Annotated in this window: 16 protein-coding genes and 1 pseudogene; 6 read left to right on the forward strand and 11 right to left on the reverse strand. The window is 71.7% G+C overall.

The window, feature by feature from the left end:
• Window positions 1-19 precede the first annotated feature (19 nt).
• Together OG718_RS14125 and OG718_RS14130 are read left to right on the forward strand one after the other, a co-directional pair.
• A complete protein-coding gene (locus OG718_RS14125; RefSeq protein WP_306936618.1) occupies window positions 20-526 on the forward strand; it encodes a hypothetical protein in 507 nt (168 codons plus the stop codon).
• Window positions 523-1,029 (forward strand): hypothetical protein, encoded by a 507-nt coding sequence (locus OG718_RS14130; protein ID WP_328844293.1) that lies wholly within the window; start codon window positions 523-525, stop codon window positions 1,027-1,029. Before OG718_RS14125 ends, OG718_RS14130 begins: the two co-directional genes overlap by 4 nt.
• Here OG718_RS14130 and OG718_RS14135 read toward each other — a convergent pair.
• Together OG718_RS14135 and OG718_RS14140 are read right to left on the reverse strand one after the other, a co-directional pair.
• The gene (locus tag OG718_RS14135; protein WP_143640921.1) at window positions 968-1,726 is read right to left on the reverse strand and encodes a class I SAM-dependent methyltransferase; all 759 of its coding nucleotides are present in this window, start codon (window positions 1,724-1,726) and stop codon (window positions 968-970) included. The two genes, OG718_RS14130 and OG718_RS14135, sit on opposite strands and share 62 nt — an antisense overlap.
• Before the next feature lie 8 nt (window positions 1,727-1,734).
• Window positions 1,735-2,040 carry a 4a-hydroxytetrahydrobiopterin dehydratase gene (locus tag OG718_RS14140; RefSeq protein ID WP_143640922.1) on the reverse strand — a complete coding sequence of 102 codons (306 nt, stop codon included), beginning with the start codon at window positions 2,038-2,040 and terminating at the stop codon, window positions 1,735-1,737.
• A 156-nt stretch (window positions 2,041-2,196) separates the two neighbouring features.
• Between OG718_RS14140 and OG718_RS14145 the strand changes: the two genes are divergently transcribed.
• Window positions 2,197-3,108 carry a helix-turn-helix domain-containing protein gene (locus OG718_RS14145; protein ID WP_328844294.1) on the forward strand — a complete coding sequence of 304 codons (912 nt, stop codon included), beginning with the start codon at window positions 2,197-2,199 and terminating at the stop codon, window positions 3,106-3,108.
• A gap of 7 nt (window positions 3,109-3,115) precedes the next feature.
• Here OG718_RS14145 and OG718_RS14150 read toward each other — a convergent pair whose 3' ends face one another.
• The gene (locus OG718_RS14150) at window positions 3,116-3,577 is read right to left on the reverse strand and encodes a hypothetical protein (RefSeq protein WP_143640924.1); all 462 of its coding nucleotides are present in this window, start codon (window positions 3,575-3,577) and stop codon (window positions 3,116-3,118) included.
• Window positions 3,578-3,790: 213 nt separating this feature from the next.
• Here OG718_RS14150 and OG718_RS14155 point away from each other — a divergent pair, with 213 nt between their 5' ends.
• Entirely contained in the window at window positions 3,791-4,654 is an 864-nt protein-coding gene (locus OG718_RS14155) for a helix-turn-helix domain-containing protein (protein WP_143640925.1), read from the forward strand.
• Between the two features lie 99 nt (window positions 4,655-4,753).
• Here the strand turns inward: OG718_RS14155 and dnaK are convergent, their stop codons facing one another.
• From dnaK to OG718_RS14185, 6 genes are all read right to left on the reverse strand, one after another.
• Window positions 4,754-6,655 (reverse strand): molecular chaperone DnaK, encoded by a 1,902-nt coding sequence (gene dnaK / locus OG718_RS14160; RefSeq protein ID WP_143640926.1) that lies wholly within the window; start codon window positions 6,653-6,655, stop codon window positions 4,754-4,756.
• Between the two features lie 175 nt (window positions 6,656-6,830).
• A complete protein-coding gene (locus tag OG718_RS14165) occupies window positions 6,831-7,259 on the reverse strand; it encodes an OsmC family protein (RefSeq protein WP_143640927.1) in 429 nt (142 codons plus the stop codon).
• Window positions 7,260-7,323: 64 nt separating this feature from the next.
• The gene (locus tag OG718_RS14170) at window positions 7,324-9,129 is read right to left on the reverse strand and encodes a vWA domain-containing protein (RefSeq protein WP_328844295.1); all 1,806 of its coding nucleotides are present in this window, start codon (window positions 9,127-9,129) and stop codon (window positions 7,324-7,326) included.
• Between the two features lie 196 nt (window positions 9,130-9,325).
• Window positions 9,326-10,387 carry an ATP-binding protein gene (locus tag OG718_RS14175; RefSeq protein WP_143640929.1) on the reverse strand — a complete coding sequence of 354 codons (1,062 nt, stop codon included), beginning with the start codon at window positions 10,385-10,387 and terminating at the stop codon, window positions 9,326-9,328.
• 123 nt (window positions 10,388-10,510) lie between these two features.
• Complete coding sequence (locus tag OG718_RS14180) at window positions 10,511-12,592, reverse strand: phage holin family protein (protein ID WP_143640930.1); 2,082 nt, start codon at window positions 12,590-12,592, stop codon at window positions 10,511-10,513.
• A gap of 162 nt (window positions 12,593-12,754) precedes the next feature.
• Entirely contained in the window at window positions 12,755-13,180 is a 426-nt protein-coding gene (locus OG718_RS14185) for a hypothetical protein (RefSeq protein WP_328844296.1), read from the reverse strand.
• Window positions 13,181-13,264: 84 nt separating this feature from the next.
• Here OG718_RS14185 and OG718_RS14190 point away from each other — a divergent pair.
• Together OG718_RS14190 and OG718_RS14195 are read left to right on the forward strand one after the other, a co-directional pair.
• Window positions 13,265-14,032 (forward strand): annotated as a pseudogene (locus tag OG718_RS14190) (MBL fold metallo-hydrolase); the annotation flags it as partial.
• A gap of 68 nt (window positions 14,033-14,100) precedes the next feature.
• A complete protein-coding gene (locus tag OG718_RS14195) occupies window positions 14,101-14,727 on the forward strand; it encodes a DedA family protein (protein ID WP_143640933.1) in 627 nt (208 codons plus the stop codon).
• 144 nt (window positions 14,728-14,871) lie between these two features.
• Here OG718_RS14195 and OG718_RS14200 read toward each other — a convergent pair whose 3' ends face one another.
• Both OG718_RS14200 and OG718_RS14205 read right to left on the reverse strand, forming a co-directional pair.
• Window positions 14,872-16,017 (reverse strand): MBL fold metallo-hydrolase, encoded by a 1,146-nt coding sequence (locus tag OG718_RS14200; protein WP_328844298.1) that lies wholly within the window; start codon window positions 16,015-16,017, stop codon window positions 14,872-14,874.
• Complete coding sequence (locus OG718_RS14205) at window positions 16,014-17,255, reverse strand: aminotransferase class I/II-fold pyridoxal phosphate-dependent enzyme (protein WP_328844299.1); 1,242 nt, start codon at window positions 17,253-17,255, stop codon at window positions 16,014-16,016. The genes OG718_RS14200 and OG718_RS14205 overlap by 4 nt, the downstream gene beginning before the upstream one ends.
• Window positions 17,256-17,378 lie beyond the last annotated feature (123 nt).

Raw genomic sequence — 17,378 nt, forward strand, 5'->3', positions numbered from 1 at the left:
GCGGCTTTAGCGTCCTGCCATGACCTCCAAGACCTCCGAGTCCTCCAAGAACTTCGCGGAGAAACTGCTGACCGTGCCGCCGCCCATCGAGGTGGCGGGGCGGCGGATCAAGCGCTACCACGTGACCGCCGACCCGGCGGGGATCGCGGCCGACGTCCAGGAGGCGGCGTACGCGATGCTGCCGAAGCTGCTGCCGGAAGCGGACGGCACACCGCCGGCCACGTTCGTCGTGCTGCACCGGGGCGCCGACGACGGCGCCTACCTGAACGCGTACAGCTGGGTGTGGGACAACGTCCTGCACTTCAAGGGTGCCTCGGCGGGCCAGCCGGTGCTCGGCTGTCCGGACCGCGACCCGACGCACTTCATCGCCCCCGACCTGCCGTGGATCGGCTGCGTCTGGGAGCTGCCGCCGATCCTGCACGAACGCGACGCCTGGGTGCGGCACATGCTCGCGCCCGATGTTCCCGACCTCGACGCCTACATGGCCGACCGCCTGCCCGAGGGCACGACTGGAGACCGTTCATGAGCACGCCGCACGACTTCGACTTCTTCGTCGGCGAGTGGGATGTGGCCCACCGCCGCCGCACCGACTTCCTGGACGCCGGGAGCGACTGGGAGGAGTTCCCCGCCACGAACCGTTGCTGGAGCCTGTTCGACGGGGCCGGCAACATCGACGAGATGGACGTACCCGGCCAGGGGTGGAAGGGGCTGACCCTGCGGCTGCTCGACCGGGAGACCGGGCGGTGGTCGCTGAACTGGTCGAGCAGTCGCAGCGACCGGCTGTTCCCGCCCGTCATCGGCCAGTTCACGGACGGGCGGGGCGAGTTCTACGGGGACGACACGCACGACCGCAAGGACGTGCGTGTGCGGTTCGTGTGGTCGGGGATCTCGGCGACCACGGCCCGCTGGGAGCAGGCGTTCTCCGTCGACGGCGAGAAATCGTGGGTCACCAACTGGGTCATGGAGTTCACGCGCCGGGGCCGGGCGGGCTCGGGGCCGGCCCCGGTTTCCGGAACGACCGCAGCTTGAACTTCGGGTCGGGGCGCGGGACATGCTGGTCAGGGAGCTGCTCCAGGCGTAGCGCGAGTTTCTCGGTGAGGGGCGCGCCCGGGGGCAGCAGCGTGTACCAGCCGCGCCGTACGTCGGCGGCGGCCCGTGCCGGCGCCCGTCCCTGGCCGTAGCCGCGGAAGCACGCCCGTCCCGCCGGGATCAGGGCCTGCCGGTCGGCGAAGGAGGCCACGAGGTCGTCGCGGTCGCGGGCCGCACGGCGCGGGCGCGGGGCCATCACGGCGTCGATGTCGCTCCGGACGTCGTGCGAGGCGGCCTTGTCGACGGTCGTGACGAAGACTCCGCCGGGCCGCAGCACCCGGGCCGCCTCGGCGACGACACGCTCCGCGTCGTCCAGCAGGTGCAGCAGCCAGACGGCCGTGACGGCACCGAACGAGGCGTCGGGAAAGGGCAGTTGACGGGTGTCCGCGAGGACCACACGGCCGGGTACGCGCTCGGCGGCCCGCCGCAGCATGCCGTACGCCGCGTCGGCACCCGCCACGTCGAGACCGGTCGCCGCGAGTCTGCGCGTCACGATGCCGGTGCCGCAGGCGATGTCGAGGAGGTTGCCCGTGCCCTCGGGGATCAGTCCGAGTACGGCGCTCGCGGCCGCGGCGGCACGGGGTTCGCCGCCGCGGGACACGTCGTACCGCTCGGCTTCCTTGTCGTAGTCGAACACCAGTGGGCTCAATGTGCGCCGTGCCCGGCGGAGAGCTCCTCGACCCTGCGTGCCAGGTCGAAGTCCAGCTCGGTGACGGCTCCGCCCACGCTGTGCGTGTTCACGGTGAGGGAGACCGTGTGGTAACCGAGCGTGAGGTCGGAGTGGTGGTCCAGCTCGTCCTGCACCTGGGCGATGTGCACCACCAGCGCGGCCGCCGCGAAGTGCGAGCCGAGCTGATAGGAGCGGGCGATCCTGTCTCCGTCCAGGGACCAGCCGGGCAGCTCCGCGAGGCGGTCCTCGATCTCCTTCTGCGACAGCGGTTCAAGGGGCATGATCGCGCTCCTTCCGTGACGTCCGGATCTCTTCAGCGTGCCACAGTCCGGCCGTCCCGTCCCTGGTCAGGCGGGTCCGGGGCAATCGGCGGGGTAGGCATTCGGCCGCTTGGCCGCTCATCGACTCCCGGTCCGCGGATCGACTACGGTCGGTGCATGACCGCCGCCGCGTCCGCCTCCCCGTCCGCTGCCACGTCCACCACCGGCCCCGCTGTCACATCCTCCGGCGCGTCCTCCACCGCCTCTGCCGCTTCTGCCGGCGACAAAGGTGTCGGTCCGCTGCTGCGCGGCTGGCGGGAGCAGCGCCGGGTCAGCCAGCTGGAGCTGGCCCTGCGGGCCGGGTCGTCGGCGCGGCACATCAGCTTCGTCGAGACGGGCCGGTCCCGGCCGAGCGAGGAGATGGTGCTGCGGCTCGCCGAGCACCTGGACGTACCCGTGCGGGACCGCAACGCCCTTCTGCTGGCGGCCGGTTACGCGCCCCGCTACCCCGAGACCCCGCTCGACGATCCGGCGCTGGACGCGCTGCGCGAGGGCGTGGAGCGGCTGATCCAGGGCTACGAGCCCTATCCGGCGTTCGTGGTGGACGCGACGTACAACGTGGTCGCCGCCAACCGGGGCATCGCGATGCTGCTCGACACCGTCCCCGAGCACCTGCTCGCCCCTCCGCTGAACGCGATGCGGCTGACGCTGCACCCGGAGGGTCTGGCACCGAGGATCCGAAATCTGCGGGAGTGGCGCGGCCATCTGCTGGCCCAGATGGAGCGGGACATCGCCCTGCGCCGTTCCGAGCCGCTGCGCGCGCTGTACGAGGAGGTGGCGGCGTATCCGTATGCCTCGGAGGGCTCTCCCGAGGAGGGTTCTCCCGAGAGTGGCGAGGGGGCCGGGGAGACGGTGCCCTACTTCGCCCTGCCGATGCAGATCGAGCACGACGGGCGGGTGCTGTCCTTCATCTCGTCCATCTCGACGTTCAACACACCCATGGACGTGACCGTCGCCGAGCTGGCCATCGAGACACTGCTCCCGGCCGACCCGGCGACGGTCAAGTACCTTCAGTCGCTGATGTCCTGAGGATCAGTCAGGAGGACCGGTCAGCTTCAGAGACGCTCGCGGCCTCCGCCCGTACCCCCTGCACGGCCCGCAGCGCCACGTGCTGCGCCAGCGCGAACCCCGCAACGGTCAGTGCCTGCAGGGGAATCCACACCGCTCCCGCGGTGCTCGGCGACAGCCACACGGCGAGCGCGACGAAACTCAGCGCCGCCCAGGCGAGGTTGATCTCGATCACGGCCCTTACCGGGAGGACAGGCGACGGCCGGCGCGAGGCCAGCCACGCGACACCCGCCCCGTACACCGTGAGAACCACGCCGAGTGCGAGCAACAGCCCCGAGCCGACGTCGAGCAGTCGCCCCAGCGGGCCGGACGCGACGAGGTAGGCGACGCCGTTCACGCCGGTCACCACCGCGTCGAGCGCCAGGAAGCGGCGCAGCATGCTCTGTGGCTCGGTGGTGCGGGCCAGGGCGGCGAACTGGGTTGCGGACATGGCGGATCACCCTCCGTCGAGGTCGTGGCGGAACAGCGGGACCCGGTTTCCGGACCGGAGTGCGCCGGCCCGGAAACCGGTACACCCACCATGGCGCGCGCCTCTGGTGACGGTCGATTACCGCTGAGGTAATGACAACGCCCCGGATCAGGTGATGGTTGAGCCGGAACATGGCACACTTCTCGCCATGCTCGGCGCTTGGGGAGGCGTGGCGTGAGTGAAAGGCGTCCTGCGCCGACCGTGGGGCAGGTGGTGCTGGGTAGACGGCTGCAGGAGTTGCGCGAGGCGTCCGGTCTGAGACGGGACGAGGCCGCGCGGATCCTGCGGGTCACGGGCGCGACCATCCGCCGGATGGAAATGGCCGAGGTCGCGCTGAAGATTCCGTACGTCCAGGTGCTCCTGTCGACGTACGGTGTGCCCGACGACGAGATCGCGGCGTTCGTCCGGCTGACCGAGGAGGCGAACCAGCCAGGCTGGTGGCAGCGCTTCCACGACGTCCTGCCCGACTGGTTCAGCATGCATGTGAGCCTGGAGGGCGCGGCCTCGATCATCCGGTCGTACGAGCCGCACTTCGTGCCCGGGCTGCTGCAGACCGAGGACTACGCGCGTGCGGTCCTGGAGGCGGGCACCGTCGGGCAGACCGGGCCCGAGGAGATCGAGCGCCATGTGTCCCTGCGGATGGCCCGGCAGAAGCTGCTGACCGGGGAGCGGCCGCCGCATCTCTGGGTGATCATGGAGGAAACGGTCCTGCAGCGGCCGGTCAGTATCCGCTCCGAGGTGATGGCCGAGCAGCTCGACCGTCTGCTGGAGGCCGTCGAGAACGACCACATCACGCTGCAGATCGCCGAGTTCGCGTCCGGGCCGCATCCGGGGACGTACGCGCCGTTCGTGCTGTTCCGCTTCGCGGAGCCGGAGCTTCCTGACATGGTCTACACCGAGTATCTGACCGGGGCGCTGTACCTCGACTCCCGCAACGAGGTGGCCGCGCATCTGGAGGTGCTGGACCACATGACGACCGGGGCGGCCACCGCGCGGCGGACCGAGGAGTTGATCCGGGCGCGGCGGGCCGACTTCTAGGGTGCGGGGCTCGTTGTTGTTCGTCGGGTGACGGCCGTCGTGGGCTGGTTGCGCAGTTCCCCGCGCCCCTGAAGGGCAGCCCTCAGGAGCGCGGCGCCATCAGCTCGGGTTGTCCTTTGTGGTGTTGCCGGGCTTGCCCTCCGTGGGGTCCTTCTCGTCGTCGACGATTTCCGCGTCGACCACGCCCTCGTCGTCGCCCGGTGGGGGCTGCTCGGTGGTCGGCTGGTCCTGTGGGGGTGGCTGCTGGGCCTGGGCGTACATCGCCTGGCCCATCTTCTGGCTGACGGTGGCCAGTTTCTCGACGCCGGTGCGCAGGGTGTTGGTGTCCGTGGCGTCCCGTTGCTCCAGGAGGTCCTTCAGTTCGGTGATCGCGGACTCGACCTCGGTCTTCGTGTCGGCCGGGACGCGTTCTTCGTTCTCGCGGATGAACTTCTCGGTCTGGTACACGAGTTGCTCGGCCTGGTTGCGGGCCTCGGCGGCCTCGCGGCGCCCCCGGTCCTCGTCGGCGTACTGCTCGGCCTCGCGCATCATGCGGTCGATGTCGTCCTTGGGGAGCGCCGAGCCGCCCGTGACGGTCATCTTCTGTTCGCGGCCGGTGGCCAGGTCCTTCGCGGAGACGTGCATGATGCCGTTGGCGTCGATGTCGAAGGCGACCTCGATCTGCGGGACCCCGCGGGGCGAGGGCGGCAGGCCGGTGAGGTCGAAGACCCCCAGCTTCTTGTTGTAGGCGGCGATTTCGCGCTCGCCCTGGAAGACCTGGATGCCGACGGACGGCTGGTTGTCCGTGGCGGTGGTGAAGATCTCCGAACGCCTCGTGGGAATGGTCGTGTTGCGCTCGATGAGCTTCGTCATGATGCCGCCCTTGGTCTCGATGCCCAGGGACAGCGGGGTGACGTCGAGGAGCAGGACGTCCTTCACGTCGCCGCGGATGACGCCCGCCTGGAGGGCCGCGCCGAGGGCAACGACCTCGTCCGGGTTGACGCCCTTGTGCGGGTCCTTGCCGGTGAGTTCCTTCACCAGCTCGGTCACCGCGGGCATCCGGGTGGAGCCGCCGACGAGGATGACGTGGTCGACCACCGAGAGTTTCACGCCCGCGTCCTTGACCGCCTGGTGGAAGGGGTTCTTGCAGCGGTCGAGCAAGTCGGCGGTGAGCTCCTGGAACTGAGCGCGCGTCAGTTTCTCGTCTAGGTGCAGCGGGCCCTCGGCGGAGGCCGTGATGTAGGGCAGGTTGATGGTCGTCTCGGTGGACGAGGACAGCTCGATCTTGGCCTTCTCCGCACCCTCGCGCAGCCGCTGGAGCGCCATCTTGTCCTGGCCGAGGTCGATGCCGTACGAACCCTTGAAGCGTTTGACGAGGTGCTCGACGATCCGGTGGTCCCAGTCGTCGCCGCCCAGCTGGGTGTCGCCGTTGGTGGCCTTGACCTCGATGACGCCGTCGCCGATCTCCAGGAGCGAGACGTCGAAGGTGCCGCCGCCCAGGTCGAAGACGAGGACGGTCTGCTCCTCGCCGCGGTCGAGTCCGTACGCGAGGGCCGCGGCCGTCGGTTCGTTGATGATCCGCAGGACCTTGAGGCCCGCGATCTCACCGGCCTCCTTGGTGGCCTGGCGCTGGGTGTCGTCGAAGTAGGCGGGCACGGTGATCACCGCGTCGGTGACGTCCTCGCCGAGATACGCCTCGGCGTCCCGCTTCAGCTTCTGGAGCACGCGCGCGGACAGTTCCTGCGCGCGGTAGCGGGTGCCGTCGACCGTGCCGCTGTCGGGGAACCGCCAACTCGGGTTGCCCATATGGCGTTTGACTGAGCGCGCGGTGCGCTCGACGTTCGTCACGGCCTGCCGTTTGGCGACCTCACCCACCAGGACCTCGTTGTTCTTGGCGAAGGCCACCACCGAGGGGGTGGTGCGCGCGCCCTCGGCGTTGGCGACGACCGTGGGCTCACCCCCTTCCAGAACGGCCACCACCGAGTTGGTGGTACCGAGATCGATCCCGACCGCACGTGCCATGTCCGTCCCCTTCCGCCCGGGCCCTAACGCCTACCATCACAAAACTTGAGTGCCTCCCTGTCAATGGGGCGGGTACCCAAGTCGGCCCCGGACGACTCCGTCCGGACCGGCCGGCCCGGACACGACGATGCCGCGCCCCGTGTGGCGGGCGCGGCATCGTCGTACGTACGAGCGGTCAGGCGAGCTTCGCCGAGAGCGTGATCGTCGTGCCGGTCAGTGCCTGGCTGACCGGGCAGTTCTTCTTGGCGTCCTCGGCGGCCGCGACGAACGCGTCCTCCTCGATGCCCGGCACCGTGCCCTCCACCGTGAGGTGGATGCCCGTGATGCCCTCGCCCGGCTGGAAGGTGACGTCGGCGGAGGTGGTGAGCTTGGTGGCCGGCGTGCCGGCCCCGGCCAGGGCGTGCGAGAACGCCATGGAGAAGCAGCTGGAGTGCGCGGCGGCGATCAGCTCTTCCGGGCTGGTCTTGCCGTTCGCGTCCTGGGAGCGCGACGCCCAAGTCACGGGCTGCTGTGCGATGGCGCCGGAGGAGTCGAAGCTGACGACTCCGTTGCCCTCGAGCAGGTTGCCTTCCCAGACGGTGTGTGCGGAGCGCGTGGTTGCCACGATGAATCCCTTTCGATCAGGTCCCGGTTTTGGGGTCCGTAGCACTATCCGATCACACTCGGGCTCAGCGCACGCGAAAGACGGGCCCACGTGCGGTGAACGGCAGGGAAGAACCCTGCGGGATCAGATAGGCGTGCTCGCGCCGGACGCGCAGGACGTCGCACCAGCCGTCCGTGATGACCAGGATCGGGGCGCCCGGCGGGAAGTCCTCGGCGCGGTGCAGCAGGTCGATGCCGGGCTGGAGGATGGTGCCGCCGCGACCGTGGACGCGTACCCGGCCCGCGATCTCCGTGACGGGGAGGAAGCCCGCGTCGTGCGGGGCCGCGTCGCAGAAGACGACCCGGGCGGCCGGTACGTCACGGGCCTCGGCGTACGAGGCGATGGCGCCCAGTGCCTTGCCGAGGAGGGTGCGGTCCATGGAGCCGGAGGTGTCCAGGACGACGCCGAAGGTGCAGCGGGCGATCTCCTCGGGCGGGAAGTAGCGCCCGGCGCGTGGGATGTCGGGGGTGGCCGCCTGGCGGCGGGCTGGGCGCGCGTAGGTCCGTACCGGCTCGGGGCGGGGCACGAACTCGTCGAACCAGCGGGCGAGTTGAGCATCCCAGGGCAGCGGCGGATGGCTGAGCGCGCGGATGTCCTCCACCAGTCCGCCGGGCAGGAACCCGCGGCTCTGCTGCTCGTGCAGGTCGAGGCCGCCTGCGAGACCGCGGCGGTAGAACTCGTCGAGGTCCACGTAGTCGCGCGGCGAGCCGAGCGGGCCGCCGAGGATGTCACCGACGCCCTTGCCGCGCAGGGTGGCGAGCCGTCGCATGCGGCGCAGGTCGGTGGCGAGCCGGTCGTAGACCTCCTCTGCGGAGAGGTCCTTCAACTCCTGGTCGTACAGCAGCCCTTCGGGCATCGTGCCGACCTGCATCTCGACCAGCCAGGCGTTGATGACGTAGTCGCAGGCGACGTTGAAGAGGTACGGGTCGCGGCCGCCGCAGCGGTCTCCGTGGCGCAGCGCGGCGTGCAGCATCTCGTGGGCGAGTACGAACCGCCATTCCTCGTCGTCGAGTTGGAGCAGCGGGTTGATGTAGATCTCGGCCGCTCCCGCGTCGACCGCGGCCACGGAGATGCCGTGCGCGCGGGCGAGTTCGGCGTCCGCGACGATCGTGATGCCCGCCGCGATGCCGCCGAGGAGGGGATAGGAGGAGACGAACCAGCTCAGCGCCCGCTCCCACGGCTGCAGCGGGGTGACACCGCCGCGCATCGAGTCGCGGCGGCCGCCCGCCATGTCCATCGCGGTGGCCACCGTGCGGGTCAGCGCGTGGGCGAAGGCGAGCTGCCAGTCCGGCGGCCGGCCGCCGAGCCAGCTGTCCCAAGGCACCAGGAGCTGGTCCGGCTCGGCGCCCGCCGTGCCGCAGCGCTCGTACATGGGCGGAATGCCGTCGCGGCGCCAGCGCGCGGCGAGCTGCTCCTCGTCGCCGTCGGGGTACGCCATCGGCAGGTCCGCGGGGGTCCGGCCGATCGGGAAGCCGAGCAGGAAGCGGTTGACGACGACACAGCGGGCGGCGACGTCGAACCGGTCTGGCTGGGCACGCATGCCGGTCGCCGCCGTGACATGCCCGAAGCCGAGATGCAGGGCGCCGTGCGCGACCGCCCAGGCCCACTCGACGGGATCGGCCCGGCGCTTGGGGTGGACGTGCAGCACACCGTCGGAGTCGACGCGCACGAGTCCGTCGTCCGGCGCCTCCTCGCAGTCCTCCTGGCGGCAGGTGCTGAACCCGATGGCGGCCAGCGCGCGGTTGGCCCGCACCAGCCGCATCCCCTCGGCGAACGCCTCCGCGGCCAGATCCTTCTTCCGGGGCTGCTCCTGATTACGCGTACGGCTCATCGCGCGGCCCCCTTTCGGCCGGCGCCCTGGCCGGACCCCGGCATGCGGTCGGGCGGCGTGGGCCGCGCCGGGCCGGACGGATGCGCTGCCGTCGCCGCACCGGGCCCGGTGGCCGCCTTCTCGCGCGGGACGCTCCCGGTCTCGCGCGGCGTGCGCCCCGTCTCGCGTGGAGCACCCACCGTCAGGCGCGACCCGCTCACCGTCGCGCCTCCACCAGCCGGGGCATGTCGCGGGCCGCCTCCACCAGGAACCAGGCGGGCAGTACGGGGTTGCCGTCCTCGTCCGCGGCGATGACGCTCTGGGCGACCTCGACGGAGATCTCGGCGAGCTGCACGAGCAGGGACTTCGCGCGGTAGGCGGTCTGACGGCCGCTCGCCGAGGCGTGCTCCTTGCTGGCGGGGAGTTCCTTGACGAGGCGGCCCCGGAAGGACTCCGCGAGGTAGTACAGCAGGTCGCGGTCCTCGAGGCGGTTCGGCCAGCGGGCCTCGCCCTTCATGATGGCCTCGATGCCGAACCGGCTGCGCACGATCTTCACGTAGCCGCAGAAGGCGACCGCGTGCGCGGGCGTCAGCGTGCCGTGCGCGATCACCTTCAGTGTGGGCTCGTCGAGCGTCGGGCCGAAGGAGTGCAGCGCGTCGGAGAGCATGTGCCAGGAGCGGGGCGTCGAGAAGGGCTCCTCGGTCTTCGGCGGCTTGGACCACAGGTGGTCGGGGCGGTCGATGAGGTGGTCGAGCACCCACGGGTGGATGCCGTTCGCCCCTGCCCACACCAGCCAGTCCTTCGGGGACGCCTCAAGATGCACATGCGCGAGCCGGTTGACCAGCGCGGACGCGATCGGACGCGCGAGCGCGTTGTCCGTCGCGCGGTTGCCCGCGCCGATCACGATCGAGCCCGCCGGCAGCTCGTAGTTGCCGATGCGCCGCTCCAGGATCAGCGAGTAGAACGCCTTCTGCACGTCCGGCGTCGCCGCGTTGAGCTCGTCGAGGAACAGGCAGTACGGCTCGTCCCGGGCGATCGCCTCGGGCGGGCAGAAGACCGAGCGGCCGTCGCGGATCTGCGGTACGCCGATCAGGTCCTCCGGCGCCAGCTGCGTACCCAGCAGGCTCACGCACTCCAGTCCCAGTGATTCGGCGAACTCCCTCACCAGGGAGGACTTTCCGATGCCGGGAGCGCCCCAGATGAAGACCGGCCGCACGGTCGCGAGGCCGAGCAGCAGTTCCGGTATTCGGGCGGGAGTGACGGTGACGGCTGCCTGCACGCAGTGGCTCCTGGAGGGTGTTCGAGCGGGACACGCCGGTGCGCGATGTCCGATGCGAACAGTGTGCGCGGCTCCTCCCCGGGGCCGCAGCCCATTTTTGGGGCCCTTGAGAGGCGCGAGGACCTACGCGACCCGCCGCTCGGGGCCGGTCTCGACGGGCACCTGCGGGCCGTCGCACTCGCGCAGCCAGCGCCGCAGCACCTGGTGCACGTGCTCGGCGCCGACCAGTTCCTCCCCGTCCTCGACGGGCGCGGAGAACGTGAGCGGCGACATCAGGAAGGGCCGCCCCTGTGCTCCGCCGAGGCCGCCGTGCGAGCCGATCTGCTCCTCGAACGCGAGGACTTCGCCCTCCTGGGGGTCGTACCAGGAGTTGACCATGATGTCCGCGGTGTGCGGGAACGCGTGCGTGCGGCGTACGGCGTCGGCGGCGCCCGGACCGAAGTCGGCGAGCGGGCCCGGGTTCTCGTCCAGTTCGTCCAGGGGGACCTCGGCGCCGTTCGCGCCGAGCACCAGGCCGCCGTGCTTCTCGCTGCGCACGAGGACGAAGCCGACGCCGGGGTGGTTGGCGAGCGTGGTCAGCAGGGCCGGGTGGCGGGCGTCGATCTCCTCACGGCTCATCCGGTGCGGTACGTCCGGGAAGGACACGAGGCCGAGGTTGCCGGAGGCCAGCACGAGCGGCTCCGAGTGGCGGCTGGACGCGCGGTACTCCTCGTGGCCCTTCTCGACGGGCCTGCGCAGCGCGGCCCGAACGGCGGCCCTGGCCTCGGCGCCGCTGTGGGTGCGGCGCGCCTTGCGGGGCACGGGCAGCCCGCAGCCGGCCCGGACCAGCTCGCCGAGGCCGAGTCCGTAGCGGGTACGGAAGGTCTCGCCGGGGCTCTGGCCGTGGTCGGAGAGCAGGACGACGCGGTACGCGCGCGGGGCGTGCTCGGCGACCTGCGCGATCAGGGCCAGTGAGCGGTCCAGACGGCCCAGGACCTTCTCCGTGTCGCGGCTGCGCGGGCCCGAGTGGTGCGCCACCTCGTCGTACGCCACCAGGTCCGCGTAGACCGAGGAGCGTCCGGCGAGCATGTCCCCGATCACCGCGGCGACGACCACGTCCCGCTCGATGACGGTCGCGAAGGCCCGGATGAACGGATAGAGGCCGCCGCGGCCGACCCGAGGGCGCCGCTTCTTGAGGCGGGCCCAGGTGGACTCGCCGATCTCACGGCCGACCTCGGCGACGAAGGACATCGCGGTACGGACGGCGTTGGCGGGGTCGGAGAAGTACGCGAAGTAGCCGGCCCGCGAGCGGTTCTCCCGGCCCCGCCTGGCAGCCACGGAGAGAACCAGGGCGAGCTGGTCGGCGCCGCCGCTGAAGAGGTTGCCCCGGCTGGCGCCGTCCATGGTGAGCAGGCCGCCGTCACCGGTCCGTGCGACGGCACGGCGCTGGAGTTCGGCGGCGCTGGTGGGGCGGTTGCAGACCATGACCTCCCCGGTGTCCTTCTCGTACCAGCGGAAGGCGGGGATGTCGTGGTTGGAGCCGTGCAGGATGCCCAGCTGGCTGGCGCCGGTCTGGCTGGACCAGTCGGTGCGCCACGGGATGAGCCGGTGGGTGGTGCGGGCCCCCTCGCCGTCACCGAGCAAGGCGGCGACGGTCGGCATCAGACCGCGCCCGACCGCCTCCAGGAGTACGTCGTGACCGACGCCGTCGAGCTGGAGGAAGACCACGCCGGGGGTGGACGGGCCCGAGCCCGGCTCCAGCTCGGCCCGTCGTCGGTCGGAGAGCCGGTAGAGCCTGCGCCTGTACGCGTCGTCGTCCCGGACGGCGAGGGCACCGCCGGTGGCGGAGGCGACGGCCGACATCACCGCGGCGACCACCACGGCGGTCTCCGGGGCGGCCTCGCTCTCTCCCGACGGGATGATGCGCAGGGCCAGCCACAGGAGCGAGCCGTTGAGGAAGAAGACGAGCAGGCCGAGGACGAGGGCGGGGACGAGGAGCAGGGCCCTGACGAGGAGCGGCCACACGACGGAGGAGAGCACGCCGAACGCCCCGGCGCCGAGTGCGGCCGTGACGGCGATCTGCGTCGCGCTGTCCCCGTCGGCGGACTGGATTCTGAAGTCCGGCAGAATCCCGGCCAGCGCCAGCATGGTGACCGTGGACACGGCCCACACGGCAACGCTCCGCCAGAGCGCGCTCACCAGCCGCCGCCATCTCGCGCCGATCACGCCACGCCCACCTCCACCCCGCTCTCAGCCCTGCCCCAACCCTGTCACAAGCACGCAAGCCGTTTCGGCGGCGCACAAGGGCACGGCGGTTGCTCGCCATCCGCGCACGGGGTGACCGCGGGCCACCGCACGGTGACAGTGGGTGTGACTCCGCAGGAGGTGTCAGCGGCCGTCGTAGCCCGCCGTCGGCATCGACAGCCGGCGGTGGACATGGGCCTTCATCTGGGCGTCGTACGCGGGTTCCGCGTGGCCGACCATCTCGACCCGTACTCCGCGCCGGGCACACTCGGCGGTGAACTCGTCGACGGAGGCGAGCGCCCGCTCCAGGACCCGGCGGCTGGGCGCCACGAACAGGTCGACGAGGCCCGCCTCGACGTCCTCCCAGAGCGCGCAGTGGTCGGGCCGCAGCCCTCGTACGAGCAGTTCGCGGGTGACGACATAGCCGCGCTCGGCGGCCCAGCGGGCGCACATGGCGTGCTGGCTGCGCGAGTCCACCAGGAAGGGGTCCGCCTCCAGCTCCTCCAACGGCGTCAGACTCGCGATCGTCGTCACGCGAAGCATGCCGGAGGCACGGCGTGTGTCTCCCATGGCGTCCCCCTCACCTCCGGGTTTCGTCGCCGACCCTACTCCTGCCCGTACGCTCGGGGGGAGTCGCGCGAAGGAGGCAAAGGAGTGCCGGTGGAGATCACTTGGTGGGGTCACGCCACCTGCACCGTCGAGGACTCGGGCGCGCGCGTGCTCACGGACCCGCTCTTCGCGCGCCGGCTCGCGCATCTGCGCAGGCGCCGGGGCGCGCCGCCCCCGCCCGAGGCAGCGGTTGCGGACGTGGCCCTGGTGTCCCATCTGCACGCCGATCATCTGCACGTCCCGTCGCTGGCGCGGCTCGCCCCGGGCACCCGGCTGCTGGTGCCGAAGGGCACCCCACGTGCCGTCCCCGGGCTGCGCAGGCTCGGTCATCTGCAGGTCACCGAGATGGCGAGCGGTGACCGGACGAGGGTCGGTGACCTGGTGGTACAGGCCGTTCCCGCGCGGCACGACGGGCGGCGGCTGCCGGTCGGGCCGCACCGCGCGCCCGCCCTCGGCTATGTGATCGAGGGCGAGGCACGGACGTACTTCGCCGGGGACACGGGCCTCTTCGAGTCGATGGCCAAGGAGGTCGGACCGGTCGACGTGGCGCTGCTGCCGGTCGGCGGATGGGGGCCGTATCTGGGCGAGGGACACCTCGACGCCGGGCGGGCGGCCGAGGCACTGGCGCGTCTGCAGCCGGGGAGCGCGGTGCCGGTGCACTACGGCACGTACTGGCCGATCGGGATGGATGCCGTGCGCCCCCATGAATTCCACGCGCCCGGCGAGGAGTTCGTGCGCCTGGCCGCCGAGCGTGCGCCCGAGGTGGCGGTGCACCTTCTGGAACACGGACAGCGTGTGCGGCCCCGGGTCGCGGGGTACCGGTCATCCCCGAGGGACGCGCCGGCCGGCCGGGGCGACGACGAGCGGGAGGGCGAAGCCCGGTGAGGGATGTGCTCGCCGCCGCGGTCACGACCGTGCCGACCGAGTCCACCCAGCAGGCGCTCGGTTATCCGTCGCTGTTCCTGCTGGTGCTGATCGGGGCGCTGGTGCCCGTCGTGCCGACCGGTGCTCTGGTGAGTTCGGCGGCGGTGGTGGCGTTTCACCAGACCGCGCCGTTCTCGATGGTGCTGGTCTTCGTGGTGGCGGCGTTCGCGGCGTTCCTCGGGGATGTCGCGCTGTACTGGCTCGGGCGCCGTGGCATGAAGTCGAAGAACGGGTCGCGTTGGCTGGCCGCGATCCGGGACCGTGCGCCGGAGGACCGGCTGGCGCAGGCGCAGGAGAAGCTCGCGGAGCATGGCGTGGCCGTGCTGGTGTTGTCGCGGCTGGTGCCGGCGGGGCGTATTCCGGTGATGCTGGCGTGCTTGATGGCCAAGTGGCCGTTGCGGCGGTTCGCCCGGGGGGATGTGCCGGCGTGCCTGGCCTGGGCAGCGACGTATCAGCTCATCGGGGTGGCCGGGGGTTCCTTGTTCAAGGAACCCTGGGAGGGTGTGGTGGCGGCGGTTGTCCTGACCGTGGTGATCAGCGTGGCGCCCGGTCTTTGGCGACGTATGCGGAGCGCTCCGCGGTAGGTGGGTGCGGGTAGGTCGGTGCGGGGATCTTCTGCCGTCTGATGTCTGCGGGCCGTCTGTGGCTGGTCGCGCAGTTCCCCGCGCCCCTAGAAGGGGCAGTTGCCCGCGCCCTTGGAAGAACCCGTACCCCTCGCAGAAGGCGCTTCAGCCGAGCACCCTTGAAGCGCCCACCGGCAGATCCCACAGGTCTTCTCTTGCCAAGCCTGCCTTCTCCCATGCCGTACGCACCCTGGTCAGGGGTTCCAGGACCGGTTCTGCCGAGAGGACGAAGGTGGCCCAGTGCATGGGGGCCATGCGGTGGGCGCCGAGGTCCTGGGTGGCGCGGACCGCGTCCTCGGGGTCGCAGTGGACGTCGCTGAGCCACCAGCGGGGGTCGTACGCGCCGATGGGGAGGAGCGCCAGGTCGATACCGGGGTAGCGGGCGCCGATGTGGGAGAACCAGTGGCCGTATCCCGTGTCGCCCGCGAAGTACACGCGTCGGCCGTCGGACGCGGTCAGGACCCAGCCGCCCCACAGGGTGCGGCAGGTGTCGTGGAGGCTGCGCTTGGACCAGTGGTGGGCCGGTACGAAGTCGAACCGGACTCCCGCCCGTCGCCCGCCACCACCCTCGACCGGGGCGCCTGCGGCGCCGTCCCTCGGATGCAGTTCGGCCGCCTCCCACCAGTCCAGTTCGGTGACGTGCGAGAAGCGGCGGCGCCGGAACCAGCGGCCGAGCCCGGCCGGGACGAACACCGGTGTGTCGCGCGGGAGTCGGCGCAGCGTCGGCGCGTCCAGGTGGTCGTAGTGGTTGTGGCTGATGACGACCGCGTCGATGCGGGGCAGTGCGCTCCAGGCCACGCCGACGGGCGTGATCCGAGCGGGAGTTCCGAGGATCTTGCGGGACCACACCGGGTCGGTGAGCACGGTGAGCCCACCGATCCGGACCACCCAACTGGCGTGCCCCGCCCAGGAGACGGCGATGGTGCGCGCGTCCACCCGGGGCAACGGGCCCGGCTCGTACGGAAGTCGGGGAATGTCGGCGAGCCCCTCGGGACCGGGCCGCAGCGCGCCCTCGCGGGCGAACCTGGCGAAGCCGCTCAGGCCCGGCAGCGGGGCGGTCAGCCGGTCCGCGAACGAGCGGGGCCAGACGCGGCGTTCGCCGAGCGGACGGGGTTCGGCGAGAGGCCGGGGTCCGGCAAGCGGGGTTCCGGCGGCGGATGCGAACGTGGATGAGGACGGAGGTGAGGCCGACGCCGGATCTTCGGCGTCCGTGGTCGTGGTGGTCGTGGTCGACTCGGACTGCTGCGTCATCGAGAGGACTCCCGTCGCCGAGCGTCATCGTCATCGCGGAGATCGGCGAGTACCGAGCCCAGCAGACTCAACGCGCGTTCCACATGCGGCAATTCCAGAGGTTCCGGTGACGTGAGAGACGCCATTCGCTCCTCGTGGGTTGTGCCGAGGAACGGGCCGGTGGCCAGGCGTACGCGCAGCGCGCCGAGGTCGTCGCCGAAGCGGTGGCCTCCGGGCACGGACATGCCGAGGCGGTCGGTCAGGAAGTCCTCCAGTTCCTGGGCGTCGCCGACACCGCGCGCGGTGAGCGCGGAGCGCAGCGGGCCGAGGTCCGCGTACACGTGGCGGCCCGCGCGCGGGGGCCGGGCGAGGGCGCCCGCGGCCACGAGGGTGTGGTGCGCGGCGGTGGCCACGCGCGCGTGCAGGCGTACCGACGCGGCGAGGCGGTGCGTGATGTCGTCGGGCTCGCCGAGCGCGTACGCGGCGGCCGAGGCGACCGGGGACGCGATCCGGGCGTCGAGCGCGGTCAGCACGTCGAGGACGCGTTCGCGCAGCCGGATGCCGGTGTCGTTGGCGGGGAAGCGGGCGATCGCGGCCGGCCAGCCGGGCGGCAGGAAGGGGCCGGCGAGGTCGGTCAGGACCGTGACGTGCTCCGGCAGCATTTCGGCGGGGCTCAGGAACACCGTGTCGTGGGGTTCGTGCAGGGTGTCGCGCCAGGTCTCGTCGCTGACCACGTGCAACCCCTCGCCCACGGCCGCCTCGATGGCCTCGTGGACCACTTCGGGCGGTGCGACGGTGGCGGTGGGGTCGTCGGCGACGGACAGGACGAGCAGCCGCGGGTCGCCGCCCTCGGCGCGCACGCGGCGCACGGTCTCCAGGAGGGCGTACGGGTCCGGGACGCCGCCGCACTCGGCGGGTGTCCCCACGTGGAAGACGGATCTGCCCAACAGGCGTGCCTGCGGCGCCCACCAGGCGGCGCAGGGGCGCGGCACGAGAACGTCGCCGCCGAGCGCGGCGGTCAGCGCGAGGAGCAGTGTGGGGGCGCCGGGCGCCGCGGCCGTCCGCTCGCGGTCGGCGGACAGCCCGCGCCGGGCCCAGTGGGCGAGGGCGGCGTCCAGGAGCGCGGGTCCCCCGCCGGTCGGTTCGGTGTGCGCGCCCGTCGCGGCGGCGGCGAGTCCGGGCGGCACCGGCAGGTCCTGGCCGGGGAGCGGTGGGCCGTAACGGACAGGTCCGTGGCCTTCCGGATCGGTCCGCCGCATACGTGCCTCCGCGCAGTGATCCGTGGACCGGCCGTCGTTCCGTGGACCGCACCTCCTTGGATCGCGGATCCGTGGACGCCGGTCCGTGGTCCGTCGTGGTTCCCACGGTGCCTGTCGTGCCCC

Origin of the sequence: Streptomyces sp. NBC_00258 (assembly GCF_036182465.1) — a bacterium.
GTDB lineage: Bacteria > Actinomycetota > Actinomycetes > Streptomycetales > Streptomycetaceae > Streptomyces.

Excerpts from the sequence above, each read along its gene's own strand:
- OG718_RS14200 (WP_328844298.1), bottom strand. The coding sequence starts at position 16,017 with ATGACGCAGCAGTCCGAGTCGACCACGACCACCACGACCACGGACGCC.
- OG718_RS14170 (WP_328844295.1), bottom strand. The coding sequence starts at position 9,129 with ATGAGCCGTACGCGTAATCAGGAGCAGCCCCGGAAGAAGGATCTGGCC.
- OG718_RS14150 (WP_143640924.1), bottom strand. The coding sequence starts at position 3,577 with ATGTCCGCAACCCAGTTCGCCGCCCTGGCCCGCACCACCGAGCCACAG.
- dnaK (WP_143640926.1), bottom strand. The coding sequence starts at position 6,655 with ATGGCACGTGCGGTCGGGATCGATCTCGGTACCACCAACTCGGTGGTG.
- OG718_RS14125 (WP_306936618.1), top strand. The coding sequence starts at position 20 with ATGACCTCCAAGACCTCCGAGTCCTCCAAGAACTTCGCGGAGAAACTG.
- OG718_RS14185 (WP_328844296.1), bottom strand. The coding sequence starts at position 13,180 with ATGGGAGACACACGCCGTGCCTCCGGCATGCTTCGCGTGACGACGATC.
- OG718_RS14130 (WP_328844293.1), top strand. The coding sequence starts at position 523 with ATGAGCACGCCGCACGACTTCGACTTCTTCGTCGGCGAGTGGGATGTG.
- OG718_RS14140 (WP_143640922.1), bottom strand. The coding sequence starts at position 2,040 with ATGCCCCTTGAACCGCTGTCGCAGAAGGAGATCGAGGACCGCCTCGCG.
- OG718_RS14145 (WP_328844294.1), top strand. The coding sequence starts at position 2,197 with ATGACCGCCGCCGCGTCCGCCTCCCCGTCCGCTGCCACGTCCACCACC.
- OG718_RS14205 (WP_328844299.1), bottom strand. The coding sequence starts at position 17,255 with ATGCGGCGGACCGATCCGGAAGGCCACGGACCTGTCCGTTACGGCCCA.